Source organism: Rhodococcus sp. WB1, assembly GCF_001700945.1.
Classification (GTDB): Bacteria; Actinomycetota; Actinomycetes; order Mycobacteriales; family Mycobacteriaceae; genus Rhodococcus; species Rhodococcus aetherivorans.
In genome coordinates, this window is the sequence record NZ_CP015529.1 from 1,462,958 (window position 1) to 1,482,867 (window position 19,910).

The 19,910-nt window shown below is 73.4% G+C and carries 2 protein-coding genes; both read left to right on the top strand.

The genetic code is table 11. The annotated features are described in order from the left end of the window. The first annotated feature begins 194 nt into the window (after positions 1-194). Positions 195-6,005, top strand: a complete 5,811-nt coding sequence (locus A4U64_RS06420; RefSeq protein ID WP_442971935.1) for an amino acid adenylation domain-containing protein — start codon at positions 195-197, stop codon at positions 6,003-6,005. Between the two features lie 226 nt (positions 6,006-6,231). Further along, a complete protein-coding gene (locus tag A4U64_RS06425) occupies positions 6,232-19,896 on the top strand; it encodes a non-ribosomal peptide synthetase (protein WP_065922349.1) in 13,665 nt (4,554 codons plus the stop codon). The last annotated feature ends 14 nt before the right edge of the window (positions 19,897-19,910 follow it).

The window sequence follows — 19,910 nt, forward strand, 5'->3', positions numbered from 1 at the left end:
TGTTTTCGTGTGGAATGGTGACGAAGTGCTCTAGCGCCGGGAATCGTCGGGGTTCCGGTGCGCGAGGCACAGTGGAGCGGCGACCGCCGGGGGAGGGCGGGCGTCGCCGTAGTTCTTGACACCCCGGCGGTGAACGGAGCCGGAATGCGCACGCGCGCAACGGCTCCGGAATTCGGAGGGGAGAGCCGATGAAGGTGATCGACCGAACCGTCCGCGGAAATCTCCGCGGTTCGCGCCGCCGGACGCCTACGGCACTGCTGCCGCACCTGCTGTCGGCCGCCGTCGAACGCGATCCCGGCGCGCCGGCGCTCACGTCGGAGGGACGCACCCTCACCTACCGCGATGCCGACGCCGAGTCGTCCCGGCTCGCGCGCCTGCTCATCGCTCGGGGAATCGGCCCCGAGGACCGCGTCGCGGTGCTGCTCACCCGCTCGATCCGGTCCGTTCTCGCCGTCTGGGCGGTCGCCAAGGCGGGCGCGGCGTTCGTCCCGGTGGACCCCCGCTACCCGGCCGATCGGGTCCGCTACATGCTGTCGGACTCGAACGCCCGCCTCGCCCTCACGGTGGCCGCGCACCGGCACGTCGTCCCCGAGGGGTTCGGCACCGTCGTCCTGGACGGCGCCGAGATCCGGACGGAACTCGACGCCTGCCCGGCCGACCCGCTCGCCTTCGTCGACCGGGTGCGGCCGCTGCGCCCCGACCATCCCGCCTACGTCATCTACACCTCGGGCTCCACGGGACAGCCGAAGGGCGTCGTGGTCACCCAGGCCGGGCTCGCCGCCTTCTGCGCCGAGCAGGTCGAGCGCTACCACCTCACCCCCGGCGCCCGCACCCTGCACTTCGCGTCCCCCAGCTTCGACGCGTCGGTGCTCGAGCTGCTGCTCGCCGTCGGTGCCGGGGCGACGATGGTCGTCGCCCCGCCCTCCGTGTACGGCGGCGACGAGCTGGCCGGACTGCTGCGCAGCGAGCGGGTCACGCACGCCTTCGTGACCCCGGCGGCCCTCGCCTCGGTGGAGCCCGCCGGCCTGGACGACCTCGGGGTGGTGGTGGTCGGCGGCGAGGCGTGCCCGCCGGACCTGGTGGCGCGCTGGGCGCCCGGCCGCCGGTTCCACAACGGGTACGGCCCCACGGAGACCACGATCATGACGAACATCTCCGGGCCGCTTCGGCCCGGCGAACCCGTCACGATCGGCCGGCCGATTCGCGGAGTCGCCGCCGAGGTCCTCGATTCCCGCCTTCGGCCCGTGCCGGCGGGCACGGCCGGCGAACTGTACCTGACCGGGCCCGGCCTCGCCCGCGGCTATCACGCTCGTCCCGGACTCACGGCCGCGCGCTTCGTCGCCGCGCCCGGTGGCGCCCGGAGGTACCGCACCGGTGACCTGGTGCGGTCCCCGCGCTCGGCCCGCGAGGGCATCTCGTATCTGGGCCGGAACGACTTCCAGGTCAAGGTGCGTGGCTTCCGCATCGAGCTCGGTGAGATCGATGCGGCGTTCGCCGCGCACTCCACGGTCGACTTCGCCGCCACCGTCGGTCACCGGGGTGCGACGGGGGACACCCGTCTCGTCACCTACGTGCACGCCGCCCCCGGTTCCGCGATCGACGCCGCCGCGCTCACGGCCTTCGTCGCCGAACGGCTTCCGTCGCACATGATTCCGTCGTCGGTGATCGCGCTGGAGGCCATTCCGCTGACGCCGGTGGGCAAGCTCGATCGCGCGGCCCTGCCCGAGCCCGAGATCGCGTCGGCCCCGTACCGGGCGCCGGCCACCGTCGCGGAGGCGGCCGTCGCGGAGGCGTTCGCCGACGTGCTCGGGGTGCCGCGGGTCTCGGTCGACGACGACTTCTTCGACCTGGGCGGCAACTCGCTGCTCGCCACTCGCGTGATCGGTCGGATCAGGGGGGCGCTCGACGTCACCGTCTCCGCCGCCGACCTGTTCGACGCCACCACGGTCGCGTCGCTCGCGGCCCGGGTCGAGGCCGCGCCGGCGGCCGCCCGCGGCCTGCTGCCGCGGCGCCCGCGACCCGACCGGATCCCGCTCTCTCCCGCGCAGCAGCGCATGTGGTTCCTCAACCGCCTCGATCCGGACTCGGCGGTGTTCAACATCCCGCTCGCCGTGCGGCTGTCCGGCAGGCTCGACGTCGACGCGATGCGCGCGGCCGTGCGGGACGTCGTCGCGCGGCACGAGACGCTCCGGACGGTGTACCCCGAGGTCGACGGCGTCGGCGAGCAGCGCATCCTCGCCGTCGGCGACGTTCCGCTCGACCTCGGGCCGGAGGACGCGACCGACTCCGACGCCCCGGCCCGCCTCGCCGGCCTCGCGGGCAGGCGCTTCGACGTCACTGGCGAGGTTCCCGTCCGCGCCCGGCTCTTCCGGATCGCCGACGACGAGCACGTGCTCGCCGTGGTCCTCCACCACATCGCCGGCGACGGCTCGTCGCTGGGGCCGCTCGTCCGGGACCTCGTCACCGCCTACACCGCACGGTCGGCGGGACGGGAACCGTCGTGGGAGCCCCTGCCCGTCCAGTACGCCGACTACACGCTGTGGCAGCTCGACGCCCTCGGCGACGAGGACGATCCCCGGTCCGGGACGGCCCGGCAGCTGGCCTACTGGCGGCGTGCGCTCGCCGGCATCCCCGAGCACCTCGAGCTCGCCACCGACCGGCCGCGCCCCGCGGTCATCGGCCATGCGGGCGAACGGGTCTCGGCGCAGGTCGACGAGGCCACCCGCGACGCGATCGCGGCTCTCGCGCGCGAGCACGGCGTGACCCCGTTCATGGTGCTGCACGCGGTCCTCGCGGTGCTGCTCGCGCGGGTGTCGAACACCCACGACGTGGTCGTCGGCACCCCCGTCGCGGGACGCACGGCCCCCGAACTCGACGGCCTGATCGGCATGTTCGTCAACATGCTCGCCCTGCGGACGGACGTCGACGTCGCCGCGTCGTTCACGACGCTGCTCGAGCAGGTCCGCGACACCGATCTGCAGGCGTTCGCGCACGCCGACGTGCCCTTCGAACGCCTCGTCGAGGTGCTCGACCCGGTCCGGTCCACCGCGCGCCATCCCCTCTTCCAGGTCGGGTTCTCGTACCAGAACTTCGCCCACGACGCCCTCGAGCTGCCGGAACTGCGGATCGCGCCGGTCGAGAGCGTTTCGTACGCAGCGCGTTTCGATCTCCACGTCACAGTGGTCGACCACGGTGCGGGCGGCGGCCCGGGCGGTTTCGACGTCGAGTTCGGTTACGCCACCGACCTGTTCGACGCGCCGACGATCCAGCGCATGCTCGACCGGTACCTGCGGATTCTGCGGGCGATCGTCGCCGAACCCGACACCGTCGTCGGCGACATCGATCTGCACGACGCCACGGAACTCGCCGGGATGATGCGGGCATGGGAGGCCGAACAGGCCGACCTCACCGCCGGCCGGACCCTCGTCGACCTGTTCGACGAGCAGGTCGCGGCCACCCCGGACGCACCCGCGCTGGTGTTCCGCGGCGGCACCCTCACCTACCGGGAGTTCGACGAGCGCGTCACCCGGCTCGCCCGCCACCTCGTGGCGCAGGGAGTGGGACCGGAATCCACGGTGGCCCTGTGCATCCGGCGTTCGGTCGACCTCGTGGTGGCGATGTACGCCGTCGCCAAGGCCGGCGGCGCCTACCTGCCGCTGGATCCCGACCACCCCGCGGCCCGCAACGAGTACATCCTCGGCGCCGCGGCCCCGCAGTGCGTGCTGTCGACCACCGCCGACCGGGTCGACGCGCTGGCCGGGCGGACGGTGCTCGATGTCGACCGCCTCGACCTGAGCGACGTCGATCCCGCGCCGCTCGGTGACGCGGACCGGCGGACACCGCTGCGCGCCGCGAACACCGCCTACGTCATCTACACCTCCGGATCGACCGGACGCCCGAAGGGCGTGGCCGTGCCGCACGAGGCGATCGTCAACCAGATCGCCTGGAAGCGGGCGCACTACGAGCTCGGCCCCGACGACGCGGTACTGCTCAAGACCGCCGCGACCTTCGACCTGTCGGTGTGGGAGTTCTGGTCCGCGCTCACCTGCGGGGCCCGCCTGGTGATCACCGCCCACGACGGGCACCGCGACCCGTCCTACCTCAACGACCTGATCCGCCGGGAGAAGGTCACGACCCTGCACGTGGTGCCGTCGATGCTCGAGGCGCTGCTCGAGGACTCGGCCGGCGAGCTGCCCGACACCCTGCGCCGCGTCCTCGCCATCGGCGAGGTGCTGCCCACCCCGACGGCGGAGCGCGCGCTCGGCGCCTCGAACGCGGACCTGGTGAACCTGTACGGCCCGACGGAGGCGGCCGTCTCGGTGACCGCGCACGCGGTCACCGCACTCGCGCACACGTCGGTGCCGATCGGCGACCCCATCCCCAACACCCAGACGTTCGTCCTCGACGAGCGGATGCACCCCGTGCCGCCGGGCGTGGCCGGCGAACTGTACCTGGCCGGGGTGCAGCTCGCCCGCGGGTACCTGGGCCGACCCGGCCTGACCGCCGAGCGGTTCGTCGCCAATCCGTTCGGCGTGCCCGGCTCACGCCTCTACCGCACCGGGGACGTGGTGCGCTGGCGCGTCGACGGTGACGACCCCGGCCGCGGCACCCTGGAATACCTCGAGCGCGCCGACTTCCAGGTCAAAGTGCACGGGTTCCGGATCGAACTCGGGGAGATCGAGGCCGCGCTGCGCGCCCTTCCGGCGATCCGCGACGCCGCGGTCACCGTCCACGGCGGGGACCGGCTGGTGGCCTTCCTGGTCCCGGCCGCCGGGCCGGTCGACGTCGCCCGGCTGCGCGCCGCGCTGGCCGAGACCCTGCCCTCCTACATGGTGCCCGCCGGCTTCGTCACCCTCGACGCGTTGCCGCTGAACCCGCACGGCAAGCTCGACCGCGCGGCACTCCCCGAGCCGGTGATCGCCCCGCGGAGCCACCGCCCGCCGCGCACTCCGCTCGAGACGGAGGTCGCCGCCGCATACCGGGAGGTCCTCGCGCCGGCCGGGGGAACCGATACCGGGGCGTTCCCGGTCGGCCTCGACGACGACTTCTTCGACCTCGGGGGGAACTCCCTCAGCGCCGTGCGGGTGATCGCCCGGCTGCGCGAGCGCACGAGCCTGCCGGTGTCGCTGCAGTGGCTGTTCCTCACGCCCACCGTCGAAGCCCTCGCCGCCCGGATCGAGGCATCCGCCGGCGATCCCGGTCCGGCCGATCACACCGCAGGGTTCGACGCGGTGCTGCCCCTGCGCCCGGGCGGTTCCGCCGAACCGGTGTTCTGCATCCACCCGGTGATCGGCCTGTCGTGGAGCTTCGCCGGCCTGGCCCGCCACCTCGACCCCGAGCGTCCCCTCTTCGGACTGCAGTCCCCGGCCCTGCGCGACGACGAACCGCTGCCCGAGAGCATCGACGCGTGGGCGGCCGACTATGCGGCCCGGATCCGGCATGTCCAGCCGGCCGGTCCGTACCACCTGGTCGGCTGGTCGCTCGGCGGCATCCTCGCCCACGCCGTCGCGGTCCGTCTGCGCGCCGACGGCGACGAGGTCGCCACCCTCGCCCTGCTCGACGCGCATCCGCCCACCGCGCCGACCGGGACCGCCCCCTCCGCGGTCACCGTCGCCGACCTGCTCGGCGCGATCGGAACCGACGTCGGGTCCGACGTCGACCTGGCGGAGTTCACCCCCGCGCGGGCACTGGAGCTGGTCGCCGACCTGCCGGCCCCGTTCGACGCGCTGTCCCTGCCCCGGCTCGAACGCCTCTTCGAGGGCGTGCGCCTGTCCTACCGGCTGCTCGGCGAGCACCGGCCCGCCCGATACGACGGTGATCTGCTGTTCTTCGCCGCGGGGGAGGACGGAACCTCGGCCGCCCGCGCCGCGCAGCAGTGGCGGGCCCACGTCACCGGCACCCTGGCGGTCGAATCGGTCCAGGCCACCCACTGGAAGATGACGTCGCAGGAAGCCCTCGCCCGGATCGGTCCGGTGCTGGACCGCTGGATCGGGGGCGCCCGCTGACCCGTATCCTCCGTCGTCCTCCCGGCGACCGCGACGGGTGATCCGCGGTCGACCGCCCGGTTTCGGCCGTAACGAAGCGCCCGACGCCCCGATGGTCTAATGGGGCTGGCGCGTGCCACCCTGCACTGTCGTGTGCAGAGGGCAGCGGCTGGGACGATGAGGGATACGCGAGGTGGATGATGCCTGGAGTGCACGCGCAGGACGACCGGCGACGGAGCACGCGGGGATGAGTGTCGACGGTTCGGGGGACCGACGACCGGACGAATCACGCAGCCGCCGGCCGGTCCGGCAGCGGCCCACACGCCGGCGCGGACCCCGCGTCGCCCTTCTGCCCCAGCTCCTGGCCGCCGCGGTCGAACGGGACCCCGGCGCACCCGCCGTGGTGTTCGAGGACCGCACCCTGAGCTACGGCGAGCTCGACTCGGCCTCCTCCCGGCTGGCGCGGCTGCTCATCCGGCGGGGGATCGGCCCGGAGGATGTGGTGGCGGTCGCCGTACCCCGCTCGATCGAGTCGGTGCTGTCGGTGTGGGCCGTCGCCAAGACCGGCGCCGCCTTCGTGCCCGTCGACCCGAACTATCCGGACGACCGCGTCCGGCACATGATCGACGACTCGGGCGCCCGGGCCGGCCTGACCCTCGCGGCCTCGGTGCCCGGCCTGCCCGGCTCCGTGCCCTGGATCGCCCTCGATTCCGCCGAGACCCGCACCACCCTCGCCGAGCAGTCCGCAGCGCCCGTCGCGCTCGACGACCGGGTCCGGACGCTGCGGGCGGAGCATCCCGCCTACGTGATCTACACCTCCGGTTCCACGGGCCGGCCCAAGGGCGTGGTCGTCACCCACACCGGCCTCGAGGGTTTCTGCGCCGAGCAGGTCGAGCGGTACACGCTGACCCCGGACTCGCGGACCCTGCACTTCGCTTCGCCCAGCTTCGACGCCTCCGTCCTCGAGCTGCTGCTCGCCGTCGGCGCGGGCGCCACCATGGTGATCGCCCCACCGTCGGTGTACGGCGGCGAGGACCTCGCCGAACTGCTGCGCAGCCGGCAGGTCACCCACGCCTTCGTCACGCCCGCCGCCCTGGCGTCCGTCGACCCGGCCGGGCTGGACACCCTCGGCGTGGTGATCGTGGGCGGTGAGGCGTGCCCACCCGACCTCGTCGCGCGATGGGCGCCCGGTCGCCGCTTCTTCAACGGGTACGGCCCCACCGAGACCACGATCATGACGAACATCTCGCACGCGCTGCAGCCCGGCGAGCAGGTCACCATCGGCCGGGCCGTCCGCGGGATGACCGCGCACGTGCTGGACGAGCGCCTCAACCCCGTCCCGGCCGGTGTCGTGGGTGAGCTGTATCTCGAAGGGCCCGGCCTCGCCCGCGGCTACCACCGTCGCGCCGCGCTGACGGCCGAGCGGTTCGTCGCCGGGCCCGGCGGCACCCGCCTGTACCGGACCGGTGACCTCGTCCGATCGGGCGAGACCGGCCTGATCTACGCGGGGCGCAACGACTTCCAGGTCAAGATCCGCGGATTCCGCATCGAACTCGGCGAGATCGACGCCGCGCTGGCCGCACACCCCGATGCCGACTTCGCCGTCACGGTGGGACGGCCGACCCCGTCGGGGGAGGCCCGGCTGGTGTCGTACGTTCACCCCGTGCCGGGGGCGGTCGTCGACCCCGACGCGCTGACCGAGTTCGTCGCCCGCCGGCTGCCCGCGCACATGGTGCCGACCGTGATCGTGCCCCTCGACCGGATTCCCCTGACGCCGGTCGGCAAGCTCGACCGGGCGGCCCTGCCCGAACCGGAGCTGCCCGCCCACGAGTACCGCGCGCCCCGCTCCGCCGCGGAACACGCGGTGGCCGAGGTGTTCACGGAGCTGCTCGGCACCGAGCGGGCCGGGCTCGACGACGACTTCTTCGAGCTCGGCGGCAACTCGCTCGTCGCCACCCGCGCGGCCGCCCGCCTCGGGGAGCGGCTCGCCACCCGGGTCCCCGCGCGGCTGCTGTTCGAGGCGTCCACCGTCGAGGGTCTCGCCGCACTCGTCGAACCCTGCGTCGGGGAAGGAGCGCAGCAACCGCTCGTCGCCGGGCCGCGCCCCGACCCGATCCCGCTGTCGCTGGCACAGCAGCGGATGTGGTTCCTCAACCGGTTCGATCCGGCGTCGGCCGCGAACAACATCCCCGTCGCACTGCGCGTCCGCGGGGGGCTCGACGTCGATGCCCTGCGCCGGGCCCTCGCCGACGTCGTGGCCCGGCACGAGGTGCTGCGCACCGTCTATCCCGATCGCGACGGCGTCGGGTCCCAGCTGGTCCTCCCGCCGGAGCAGGCGGCGCACTCCCTCGACCCGGTGCCGACGCCGCCCGACGAGATCCCCGGAGCGGTCGCCCGGCTCGCGACGGCCGGCTTCGACGTGACCGCCGAGGTGCCGCTGCGGGTCGCACTGCTGCGGTCGGCCGACGACGAGCACGTCCTCGTCGTGGTCGTCCACCACATCGCCGCCGACGGCGCGTCCATCGCCCCCTTCGTGCGGGACCTGGTCACCGCGTACGTCGCCCGCACCGGCGGCGCGGCCCCCGCGTGGGAACCGCTCGCGGTGCAGTACGCCGACTACGCCCTCTGGCAGCGCGCGGTGCTCGGTGACGAGTCCGACCCCGCGTCGCCGGCCGCGCGGGAGATCGAGTTCTGGCGCGGCGCGCTCGCCGACCTCCCGGATCGGCTCGACCTGCCGACCGACCGGCCCCGCCCGGTGGAGGCGTCGGGCCGCGGCGCCACCGTGGACTTCGAGGTCGATGCCGCCCTGCACGAGGCGGTCGAGGCCACCGCCCAGGCGACCGGCACGTCCGCGTTCATGGTCGTCCACGCCGCGCTGGCGGTGCTGCTGTCGCGCCTGTCGGGCACCGCGGACATCGCGATCGGCACGCCCGTCGCCGGCCGCGGCGAGCGTGCGCTCGACGACCTCGTCGGCATGTTCGTCAACACCCTCGTGCTGCGCACCCGCATCGAGCCGGCCGCCACGTTCGCCGAACTGCTCGGCCGGGTCAAGGACACCGACCTCGCCGCGTTCGACAACGCGGAGCTGCCGTTCGAGCGGCTCGTGGAGGTGCTCGATCCGGTGCGGTCGACCGGGCACCACCCGCTGTTCCAGGTGGCGCTGTTCTTCCAGAACCTCGACCGTGCCGAGGTGACCCTGCCGGACGTGGAGATCGAGCCCGTCGACCTCGGCGGGGCCATCGCCAAGTTCGATCTGCAGCTGACCGTCTCGCCGCGGGAGGACGCCGGGAAGCCGGCCGGAATGTCGGCGCAGTTCACCTACGCCACAGACCTTTTCGACGAGTCCACGGTGCGGGATTTCGCCGGCCGCCTGATGCGGATGCTCGCGGCGCTCACCGCCGACGCCGGCCGCGTGGTCGGCGACGTCGACCTCCTCGACACCGCCGAGCGCCGCGCCCTCGCCGTCGGCAACGACCGTGCGGTGCATCCGGTCCGGGCGACCGGGCTCCTCGCCGCGTACCGGGACGCCGTCGCCCGCCACCCGGATGCGGTGGCCGTCGTCTTCGGTGACGAGTCGCTCACCTACGCCGAGTTCGACGCGCGCGTCAACCGGCTCGCCCGGCACCTCATCGGTCTCGGCGTCGGACCCGAAACCCTGGTGGCCCTCGCGATCCGGCGATCGATCGAACTCCCGGTCGCGATCTACGCGGTCATCGCGGCCGGCGGCGCCTACGTCCCGCTCGACCCCGACCATCCGGCCGAGCGGATCGGGCACATCCTGGCCACGGCACAGCCGGTGTGCGTCCTGAGCACCCGCGCGGACGCGGCGGACCTGCCCGGCACGGTCGCCCCCGTCCTGGTCGACGACCTCGACCTGCAGTGCTACGCGCCCGACCCGATCCGGGACGGCGAGCCGGCCGGCCCGATCCGCCCGGACACCCCCGCCTACGTGATCTTCACGTCCGGTTCCACGGGACGCCCCAAGGGCGTGTGCGTCTCGCACGAGGCCATCGTCAACCAGCTCGAGTGGATGGCCCACGAGTACGAGATCACCGGCGGCGACGTCTATCTGCAGAAGACCGCCACCACCTTCGACGTGTCGCTGTGGGGCTGGTTCCTGCCCCTGCGCGCCGGCGCCACCCTCGTCGTCGCCACCCACGACGGTCACCGTGACCCCGTGTACGTCGCCGAGACGATTGCCCGGCACGGCGTGACGCTGACCGACTTCGTGCCCTCGATGCTCACCGTGTTCGCCGCCCATGCGCCGGCCGGCACCTGCTCGACGCTGCGGCATGTGTTCGTGATCGGCGAAGCCCTGCCGCCCGAGACCGTCGACGCGTTCCGCCGGGTCTCGGACGCCGCGGTGCACAACCTGTACGGCCCGACCGAGGCGGCAGTCTCGGTGACCTACTGGCCCGCCGGTGACGAGCGGCAGAGCGTGCCCATCGGCGTGCCCGAGTGGAACGTGCGCGTGTACGTTCTCGACGGCCGGCTGCACCCCGTCCCGGTCGGCGTGCCCGGCGAGTTGTACCTTGCCGGAGGGCAACTCGCACGTGGTTACGTGGGCCGCCCGGACCTCACCGCGGATCGCTTCGTCGCCGACCCCGCCGGCGCCCCCGGCGCTCGCATGTACCGCACCGGTGACCTCGTCCGGTGGCGCCGCACCGCCGGCGGCGAGCCCGTCCTCGACTACATCGGCCGCACCGACTTCCAGGTGAAGTTCCGCGGTCAGCGGATCGAGCTGGGGGAGATCGAGACGGCTCTGCTCGCGCAGCCCACGGTCGGTCAGGCCGTGGCGCTCGTCGTGCCCACGGCCACCGGTGAGCAGCTCGTCGGATACGTCGTCCCCGCCCCGGGCGCGGCGGTCGAGAGCGCGCAGCTGCTCGGCGCCGTCAAGGAGATCCTGCCCGCGTACATGGTGCCGTCGGCGCTCGTCGCGCTCGACGCCTTCCCCCTCAACGCGAGCGGCAAGCTGGACCGCAAGGCGTTGCCGGAGCCGGTGTTCGAAACCCGCGGGTTCCGCGGGCCGCGCACGCCTGTCGAGGAGATCGTCGCGGGCATCTTCGCCGACGTGCTCGGCCTCACCCGCGTCGGTCTCGACGACGACTTCTTCACCCTCGGCGGGAACTCGCTCGTCGCGACCCAGGTCGCGGCGCGGCTCGGTGCTGCGCTCGACACCAAGGTGGCCGTCCGCGTGCTGTTCGAGACCCCCGAGGTGGAGGCTCTCGCGGCCCGCCTCGAATCCGAGGTCGGCCGGACCGGGCGCGTCGCCCTGCGCCCCCGGCCGCGACCGGAGGTCGTCCCGCTGTCCCTCGCCCAGCAGCGCATGTGGTTCCTCAACCGCTTCGACCCCGACTCCGCGGTGAACAACCTGCCGCTGGCCATCCGGCTCCGAGGTGACCTCGACGTCGGGGCGCTGCGCGCGGCGATCGACGACGTGGTGTTCCGGCACGAGTCGCTGCGCACGGTCTACCCGGAGGTCGACGGGGTGGCGCGCCAGGTCGTCCTGCCCACCGCGGATCCGGCCGCCGGACTGGAGCCGACGCCGGTGAGCGAGGCCGACCTCGCGGCCGCGGTCGCCGCCGAGATCGGTGCCGGATTCGACGTGACCACCGGAGTCCCGCTGCGGCTGAGACTGTTCCGGCTGTCCGAACGGGAGCACGTGCTCGTCGTCGTGCTGCACCACATCAGCGGCGACGGATTCTCGATGGGGCCGCTCACACGCGACGTGATGCTCGCCTACGCCGCACGGGCCGCCGGCCGGGAACCCGACTGGGCGCCGCCGGCGATCCAGTACGCGGACTACGCGCTGTGGCAGCGGGAGGTTCTCGGCGCCGAGGACGATCCCCGGTCGGTGCTCGCGCAGCAACTCGGCTACTGGCGCAGAACGCTGTCCGGGATCCCCGACCAGCTCGACCTGCCGGCGGACCGGCCCCGTCCGCCCGTCGCGTCGAACCGCGGTGCCGTCGCCGGCTTCTCCGTGGACGCCGGCACGCACGCGGCGCTGACGGCCCTCGCCCGGGAGCACGGCGTCACGCTGTTCATGGTCGTCCACGCGGCACTGGCCACTGTGCTGGCGCGGCTGTCCGGCACCGAGGACATCGTGATCGGCACGCCCGTCGCCGGGCGGGGCGAGGCCGAACTCGACGACGTCATCGGCATGTTCGTCAACACCCTGGTGCTGCGCACCCCGGTCGGCCCCGGCGACACGTTCGCCGCCCTCCTCGCTCGCGTCCGCGAGACCGACCTCGAGGCGTTCGGCCATGCCGACGTGCCGTTCGAGCGCATCGTCGAGGTCCTCGATCCGGAACGGTCCCAGGCGCGGCACCCCCTGTTCCAGATCGCGCTCAGCTTCCAGAACCTGGCGCGCACCCGCCTCGAACTTCCGGGCCTGGCCGTCGAACCGGTCGACTTCGCCTTCGACCAGGCGAAGTTCGATCTGCAGGTGACCGTCTCGGACGTGGTCGCCGAGGACGGTGCGCCGGGCGGGCTGTCCGTGGCGCTGACCTATGCGACCGACCTGTTCGACGCCGGCACCATGGAGGCCTTCGCCCAGCGGTTCACCCGGGTGCTCGCGGCGGTCGCCGCCGATCCGGCCACGGTGGTCGGGGACATCCCGCTGCTGCCGGACGAGGAGCGGGCCGTCGTGCTCGAGGCGTGGAACGCGCCGGGCACCCGCGCCGCCGGCGAGACGCTCGTCGACCGGTTCCAGGCGCAGGCCGGCCGGACCCCCGACGCGGTCGCCGTCACCGCCGGCGACCGCAGCCTGACCTACGGGGAGCTGGCGTCGCGCGTGAACCGCCTCGCCCGTACCCTGATCGACCGCGGAGTGCGGCCGGACAGCCTCGTGGCCGTGGCCCTGCCGCGCACCGAGGAACTCGTCGTCGGACTCCTCGCCGTGCTCCAGGCCGGCGGTGCCTACCTGCCGTTGGATCTGACGTATCCGGCGGACCGCCTCGAATTCATGCTCGCGGACGCCGCTCCCGTCTGCGTGCTCGTCTCCGGCACCGATCGGGAGGCGCTGCCGGACACCGCCGTCGAGGTGATCGACGTGTCGGCGCTCGATCTGTCCGCGGTCCCCGGCGCACCGGTCGGCGACGACGAACGACGGGCCCCGCTGCGCGTCGACAACCTCGCGTACGTCATCTACACGTCCGGCTCCACCGGCCGTCCCAAGGGCGTGCAGGTTCCGCACCGGACGGTCCTCGAACTGTTCGAGAACACGTGGCCCGCCTTCGAGTTCGACGAGCGGGACGTGTGGACGATGTTCCACTCCTACGCGTTCGACTTCTCCGTGTGGGAACTGTGGGGACCGCTGCTCTACGGTGGCCGGCTCGTCGTCGTCGACCACTACACCTCGCGCTCGCCCGAGGACTTCCGCGCCCTGCTGGCCAGGGAACGGGTGACGGTGCTCAACCAGACCCCGTCGGCGTTCTACCAGCTCGCCGAGGCGGACCGCGCGGCCGCGGAACACGGCGACGAGACGGGCCTTCCGGCACTACGGTATGTGATCTTCGGTGGTGAGGCGCTCGATCTGCGGCGGCTCGCCGGCTGGTACGCCCGGCACGCCGAGGACGCGCCGCGTCTGGTCAACATGTACGGCATCACCGAGACCACCGTGCACGTCTCGCACCTGCCGCTCGCCGCGGCCGACGCGGGACTCGCCGCGAGCGTGATCGGCCGTGGCATCCCCGGGCTGGGCATCTACGTCCTCGACGCGCGCCTGCAGCCCGTTCCGGTCGGCGTGCCGGGGGAGATGTACGTGCGCGGAGCGCAGCTCACCCGCGGCTACCTGGGACGCGCCGACCTCACCTCCGGCCGGTTCGTCGCCGATCCGTTCGGCGCGCCCGGCACCCGCATGTACCGGACGGGCGACATCGCCCGCTGGAACGCGCGAGGACAGCTCGAGTACGCCGGACGCAGCGACTCCCAGGTCCAGTTGCGCGGCTTCCGCATCGAACTCGGCGAGATCGAGGCCGCTCTCACCGGCGTCGCCGGTGTGGCGCAGGCCGTCGCGGTCGTGCGCACCGACGAACGCACCGGCGACCGCCTCGTCGGCTACGTGGTGCCGCGCGCGGGACACGACCTCGAGCCCGCGACGGTCCTGGACTCGGTGGCCCGGTTCCTTACCGGATACATGGTTCCCGACGCGATCGTGGTGCTCGAGACGCTGCCGCTGACCGCGAACGGCAAGCTCGACCGCAAGGCTCTACCCGCTCCGATATTCAAGGGCGACAAGAGATTCCGTGCTCCCGGCACCCCCACCGAGGTCGCGATCGCCGCGGTCTTCGCGGAGGTCCTGGGCGCGGAGCGGATCGGTGCCGACGACTCGTTCTTCGCGCTCGGCGGCGACAGCATCGTTTCGATCCAGCTGGTGTCGCGGGCGAAGGCCCGCGGTGTGGTCTTCACCCCCCGCGACGTGTTCGAACGCAAGACCGTGGCCGGGCTCGCCGAGGTCGCGCGCGTCGGTGCGGAGGCGGCGGTACCCGCGCTGGCCGAGCTTCCCGGCGGCGGCGTCGGCGACATGCCGTTGACGCCGATCGTCCGGTTCATGGTCGAACGCGGCGGCCGATTCGATCGCTACACCCAGACGCTCGCGCTGGAACTGCCGGCCGGCATCGACCGCGACGGCGTCGTGGGAACCCTCACGGCCGTCGTCGACCGCCACGACATGCTCCGGGCGCGCCTGCGCCGCAACGGCTCCGGCGACTGGGAGCTGTCGACCACGCCGCCGGGCAGCGTCGACGTCGACGCGCTCGTCGCCCGCATCGAGGTCGCGCCCGGGACCGACGAACAGGCGCTCGCCGACCTCGCCGCGCGGGCACTCGACGAGGCCGAGTCGCGGTTGCGGCCGGCCGAGGGCGTCGTGCTGCAGTTCGTGTGGCTCGACCCGGGCGCGGCGCGCACCGGGCGGCTCGTCGTCGTCGCGCACCACCTCGTCGTCGACGGCGTCTCCTGGCGCATCCTCGTTCCGGACCTCGTCACGGCGTGGGCGCAGCTGTCGAACGGCGGACGTCCGGAGCTTCAGCCGGTCGGCACGTCGTTCCGGCGCTGGGCGCACGCCCTCGCCGAGACCGCGGTCCCGGCCCGTGCGGCCGAACTCGGGCTGTGGCGCTCGATCGTCGACGGGCCCGATCCGATGCTCGGCGCGCGCCCCTTCGATCCCACCGTCGACCTCGCCTCCACGGTGGATAAGGTGCGGATCCAGGTCGATCCCGCGACGACCGACGCATTGCTGACGACGTTGCCCGCACGGTTCCACGGGGGCGTCAACGACGCACTGCTCGCCGCGCTGGCACTCGCCGTCGCCCGGTGGCGCCGCGACCGGGGCGTCGCCGAGCCGTCGGCGCTGGTCCGGCTCGAGGGGCACGGCCGCGAGGAGGAGGTCGTCCCCGGCGCGGACCTCGGCCGCACCGTCGGCTGGTTCACCACCATCTACCCGGTCCGGCTCGACCTGTCCGGGGTGGATCTCGACGACGCGTTCGCCGGGGGCCGCGCCGCGGGCGCCGCGATCAAGGCCGTCAAGGAGCACCTGCGCGCCGTTCCGGACAAGGGCATCGGCTACGGGCTGCTGCGCTATCTCGATCCGGCCGCCGGCCCCGTGCTGCGGGCGCTGCCGTCCGGGCAGATCAGCTTCAACTACCTCGGCCGGATCGACGCCGGCGAGATCCCCGAGGGCGCGGCCGGTCTCGGCTGGCTGCCCGCCGGGGACCTCGGCGACCTGTCGGGTCGCGACGACGCCGACGCGCCCGCGATGGCCACGGTCGACATCAACGCCGTCGTGATCGGCGGCCGGCTCGGCGCAAACTTCGGATACGCGAGCGGTCTGCTCGACCGCGGCGACGTCGAGGAACTCGCGCAGCTGTGGGTGCGCGCCCTGGAGGCGCTCGCCGCCCACGCCGCCCGACCCGACGCGGGCGGTCTGACGCCGTCCGACGTCCCCCTCGTGCACGTCGGCCAGAGCGACCTCGACACGTGGGAGACGCGGTACCCCGCCCTGGTCGACGTGTGGCCGCTCGCCCCGCTGCAGTCCGGTCTGCTCTTCCACGCGATGCTCGCCGACGGCTGGCCCGACGTCTACACCACCCAGGTGCTGCTCCACCTCGCGGGCCGGGTCGACGTGGCCCGGTTGCGCCGGGCGGCGGAGGCACTGCTCGAGCGGCATCCCAACCTGCGCACGGCGTTCGTCGCCGGCGAGTCCGGCGAGCCGGTGCAGCTGGTGCTCGACGACGTCTCCCTGCCGTGGCGCGAGGTCGACGCCGTCGGCGCGGACGGCTCCGACCTGGAGGCGATGGTGCGGGCGGACCAGGACGTCCCGTTCGACATGGCCGCCCCGCCACTGATCCGCTTCCTCGTCGTGCGCACCGCCCCGGACGCGTGGACGCTGGCCGTCAGCAGCCACCACATCCTGCTCGACGGGTGGTCGATGCCGCTGCTGCTGAAGGACCTGCTCACCCTCTACGCGACCGACGCCGATGCGACGATCCTGCCGCGGGTGCCCGCGTATCGCACCTACCTGGAGTGGTTGGCCGCGCGCGACCACGACCGGTCCCGCCGGGCCTGGGCGGACGCGCTGGCCGGCCTCGAGGAGCCGGCCATGCTCGCCGAGGTGCTCGGTGACGGCGAGGCGGGAGCCGTGGGCGGCGCGGAGCACCGCGTCGCGATCGACGCCGACACCACCGCCGCGCTGACCGAGTACGCGAGCCGGCTCGGCGTCACCGTCAACACCGTTCTCCAAGCGGCGTGGGCCGTGCTGGTGGCCCGCTCCACCGGCCGCGACGACGTGGTGTTCGGAACCACCGTCTCCGGCCGGCCCGGCGGGCTCGAGGGTGTCGAGTCGATGGTCGGGTTGTTCATCAACACGATTCCGGTGCGCGTCCGCCTCGACCCGGACATGGCGGTCGACGCGGCGCTGCGTGCCCTGCAGGCCGAGCAGGCCGACCTGCTCGACCACCACCACATCGGGCTGGCAGAGATCCAGCAGCTCGCGGGGACCGGCGCGTTGTTCGACACCCTGCTCGTGTACGAGTCCTATCCGATCGACCGGAGCGGCCTCGAGCAGGCCAGCTCGATCGACGGCATGACCGTCGCCGGCGTGAACACCCGGGACGCCACCCACTATCCGCTCACGGTGGTGGCCACGGCCGAGGAGTCGCTGGCCTTCGGGTTCAAGTACCGCCGGGACGCCTTCACGGCCTCCGCCGTGCAGAACCTCGCGCAGCGCTACCTCCGGGTGCTCGGCGGCCTCGTCGCCGGGACGGCCGGCACGACCGGGCAGCTCGAGATCCTGGGCGACGCCGAGCGCGACGATCTCGTCCGACGGACCGGACGCCCGGCGGAACCGGCCGTGCCGCTGGCCGACCTGCTGGCCGCGGCCGCCGCCCGCGACCCGCAGTCCACCGCACTGTCGTACCGGGGTCGCGAGCTGACCTACGCCGACCTCGATGCCCGCTCGTCGCGGCTCGCGCGTCTGCTCATCGCCCGCGGCGTCGGGCCCGAGGACGTCGTGGCCGTGGGGCTGACCCGGTCCTTCGAGTCCGTGATCTCGGTGTGGGCGGTCGCGAAGACCGGTGCCGCGTACGTGCCGGTCGATCCCGGCTACCCGGTCGACCGGGTCGTGCACATGGTCACCGACTCGGGGGCGCGGGCGGGAGTGACCGTCGCCGCCGAACGCACCGGCCTGCCCGACACGATCCCGTGGGTGGTGCTCGACGACGAGGAGGTCGAGTCCGAACTCGCCGTGCTGTCGCCCGCGCCGGTGACGGACCGTGACCGGGCGCGTCCGCTGCATGTGGACAACCCCGCCTACGTCATCTACACCTCCGGCTCCACCGGGCTGCCGAAGGGCGTGGTCGTCACCCACACCGGCCTGGCCAACTTCGCCGCCGAACAGCGCGAGCGTTACGGCCTCGGACCGGCCACCCGGGCGCTGCACTTCGCGTCGCCGAGCTTCGACGCCTCGGTGCTCGAACTGCTGCTCGCGGTCGCGCCCGGGGCCACGCTGGTGATCGCACCGCCCACCGTCTACGGCGGCGCGGACCTCGCGGAACTGCTGCGTCACGAACGCGTCACCCACGCGTTCGTGACGCCCGCGGCACTGGCGTCGGTCGATCCCGCGGGCCTCGACGACCTGCGGACCGTCGTGGTCGGCGGCGAGGCGTGCCCACCGGAGCTCGTCGCGCGATGGGCGCCGGGCCGGGCGTTCCACAACGGGTACGGGCCCACCGAGACCACCGTCATGACCAACATCAGCGATCCGCTGACCCCCGGCGGGCCGCTCACGATCGGCGGGCCGCTCCGGGGCACGCGCTCGCTCGTCCTCGACGACCGGCTCCGGCCCGTGCCGGTCGGGGTGGCCGGCGAGCTGTATCTGTCCGGTGTCCAGCTGGCACGGGGGTACCACGCCCGGCCGGCGCTGACCGCGTCCCGGTTCGTCGCCGATCCGTACGGCACCGGCAGCCGCCTCTACCGCACCGGCGACGTCGTGCGATGGACCGGGGCGGGCGAGATCGAGTACGTGGGCCGGTCGGACTTCCAGGTGAAGGTCCGCGGCTTCCGGATCGAACTCGGGGAGATCGACGCCGTGCTCCGCCGTGATCCGGCGGTCGACTTCGCCGTCACCGTCGGACGGACCTCCGAGGCGGGCGTCGTGCGGTTGGTCTCGTACGTGACGGCGCGGCCGTCGGCGACCCTCGACACCGCCGCGTTGCTGGCCTCGGCGGCGAGGGCGCTGCCGGGACACATGGTGCCGTCGGCGATCGTCGCCCTCGACGAGGTCCCGCTCACGCCGGTGGGCAAGCTCGACCGTGATGCGCTGCCGGAACCGGACACGGCCACGCGGCCGTACCGCGCCCCGGAGACCGATGCGCAGCGGGCCGTCGCGAACATGTTCGCCGAGGTGCTCGGCCTCGACCGGGTCGGGCTCGACGACGACTTCTTCGAACTCGGTGGCAACTCCCTGGTGGCGACGCAGGTCGTCGCGCGCCTGCGGGACGCGCTCGAGGTGGAGGTGCGGGTGCCCTGGTTGCTCGCGGCGCCGACGGTGGAGTCGTTCGCCTCACGGATCGGCGGCGACGACGCCGGCGGGGACGCGGCGCTCGCCGTGGTCCTGCCGCTGCGCGCCGGCGAGCCCGACGTGACCCCGCTGTTCTGTATCCATCCGATGATCGGCCTGGCCTGGCCCTATGCGCCCCTGGCGGCGCGGCTCGCTCCCGGCCGGCCGGTCTTCGGGCTGCAGACGCCGGCGCTCACGGACCCGGGATTCGTCCCGGCGTCGATCGAGGCGCTCGCGCAGCGATACGCCGACGAGATCGCGCGGGTCCGTCCCGAGGGGCCGTACCGGTTGGCCGGCTGGTCGCTCGGTGGGGTGCTCGCCCACGCGGTGGCGGTGGAGTTGCAGGCCCGCGGCGCCCGGGTCGAGCACCTCGCGATGCTCGACTGCATCCCGCGGATCGACACGGACCGCTTCGGCGCCGAGTTCGCCGAGAACCTCCGCAGTCTCGGAGTGGACGCGGATCCGGACGCGCTGCGCGACGGTTTGCCGGCGGAGGCGGCGAACGCTGTGGCCGCCGCGGTGCCCCGGGAGCTGATCGAACTCGACGCGCCGCGGGTGCAGCGCATCTTCGCCGCGGCGGTGCTCTCCCCGGAGCTGATCAACCGGCACGAACCGGGGCTCTTCGCCGGCGACGTCGACTTCTTCAGCGCGCGGGACGAGCACCCGACGGAGGCGGACGCGGCGGTTCTGTGGGTCCCGTACGTGTCCGGGCGGGTCCGGAATCGGTTCGTGCCCGGAGCGCACGGCGCGATGATGGATCCCCCCGCCCTCGACGTGATCGTGCCGGCGTTGGATCGTGACGCGATCGATGTGACGGATGTGAACGGTGAGGTTTCTGACGGCCGGTACGCAAGGTAACGTTCACGCCCGTG

Excerpts from the sequence above, each read along its gene's own strand:
- A4U64_RS06425 (WP_065922349.1), top strand. The coding sequence starts at position 6,232 with ATGAGTGTCGACGGTTCGGGGGACCGACGACCGGACGAATCACGCAGC.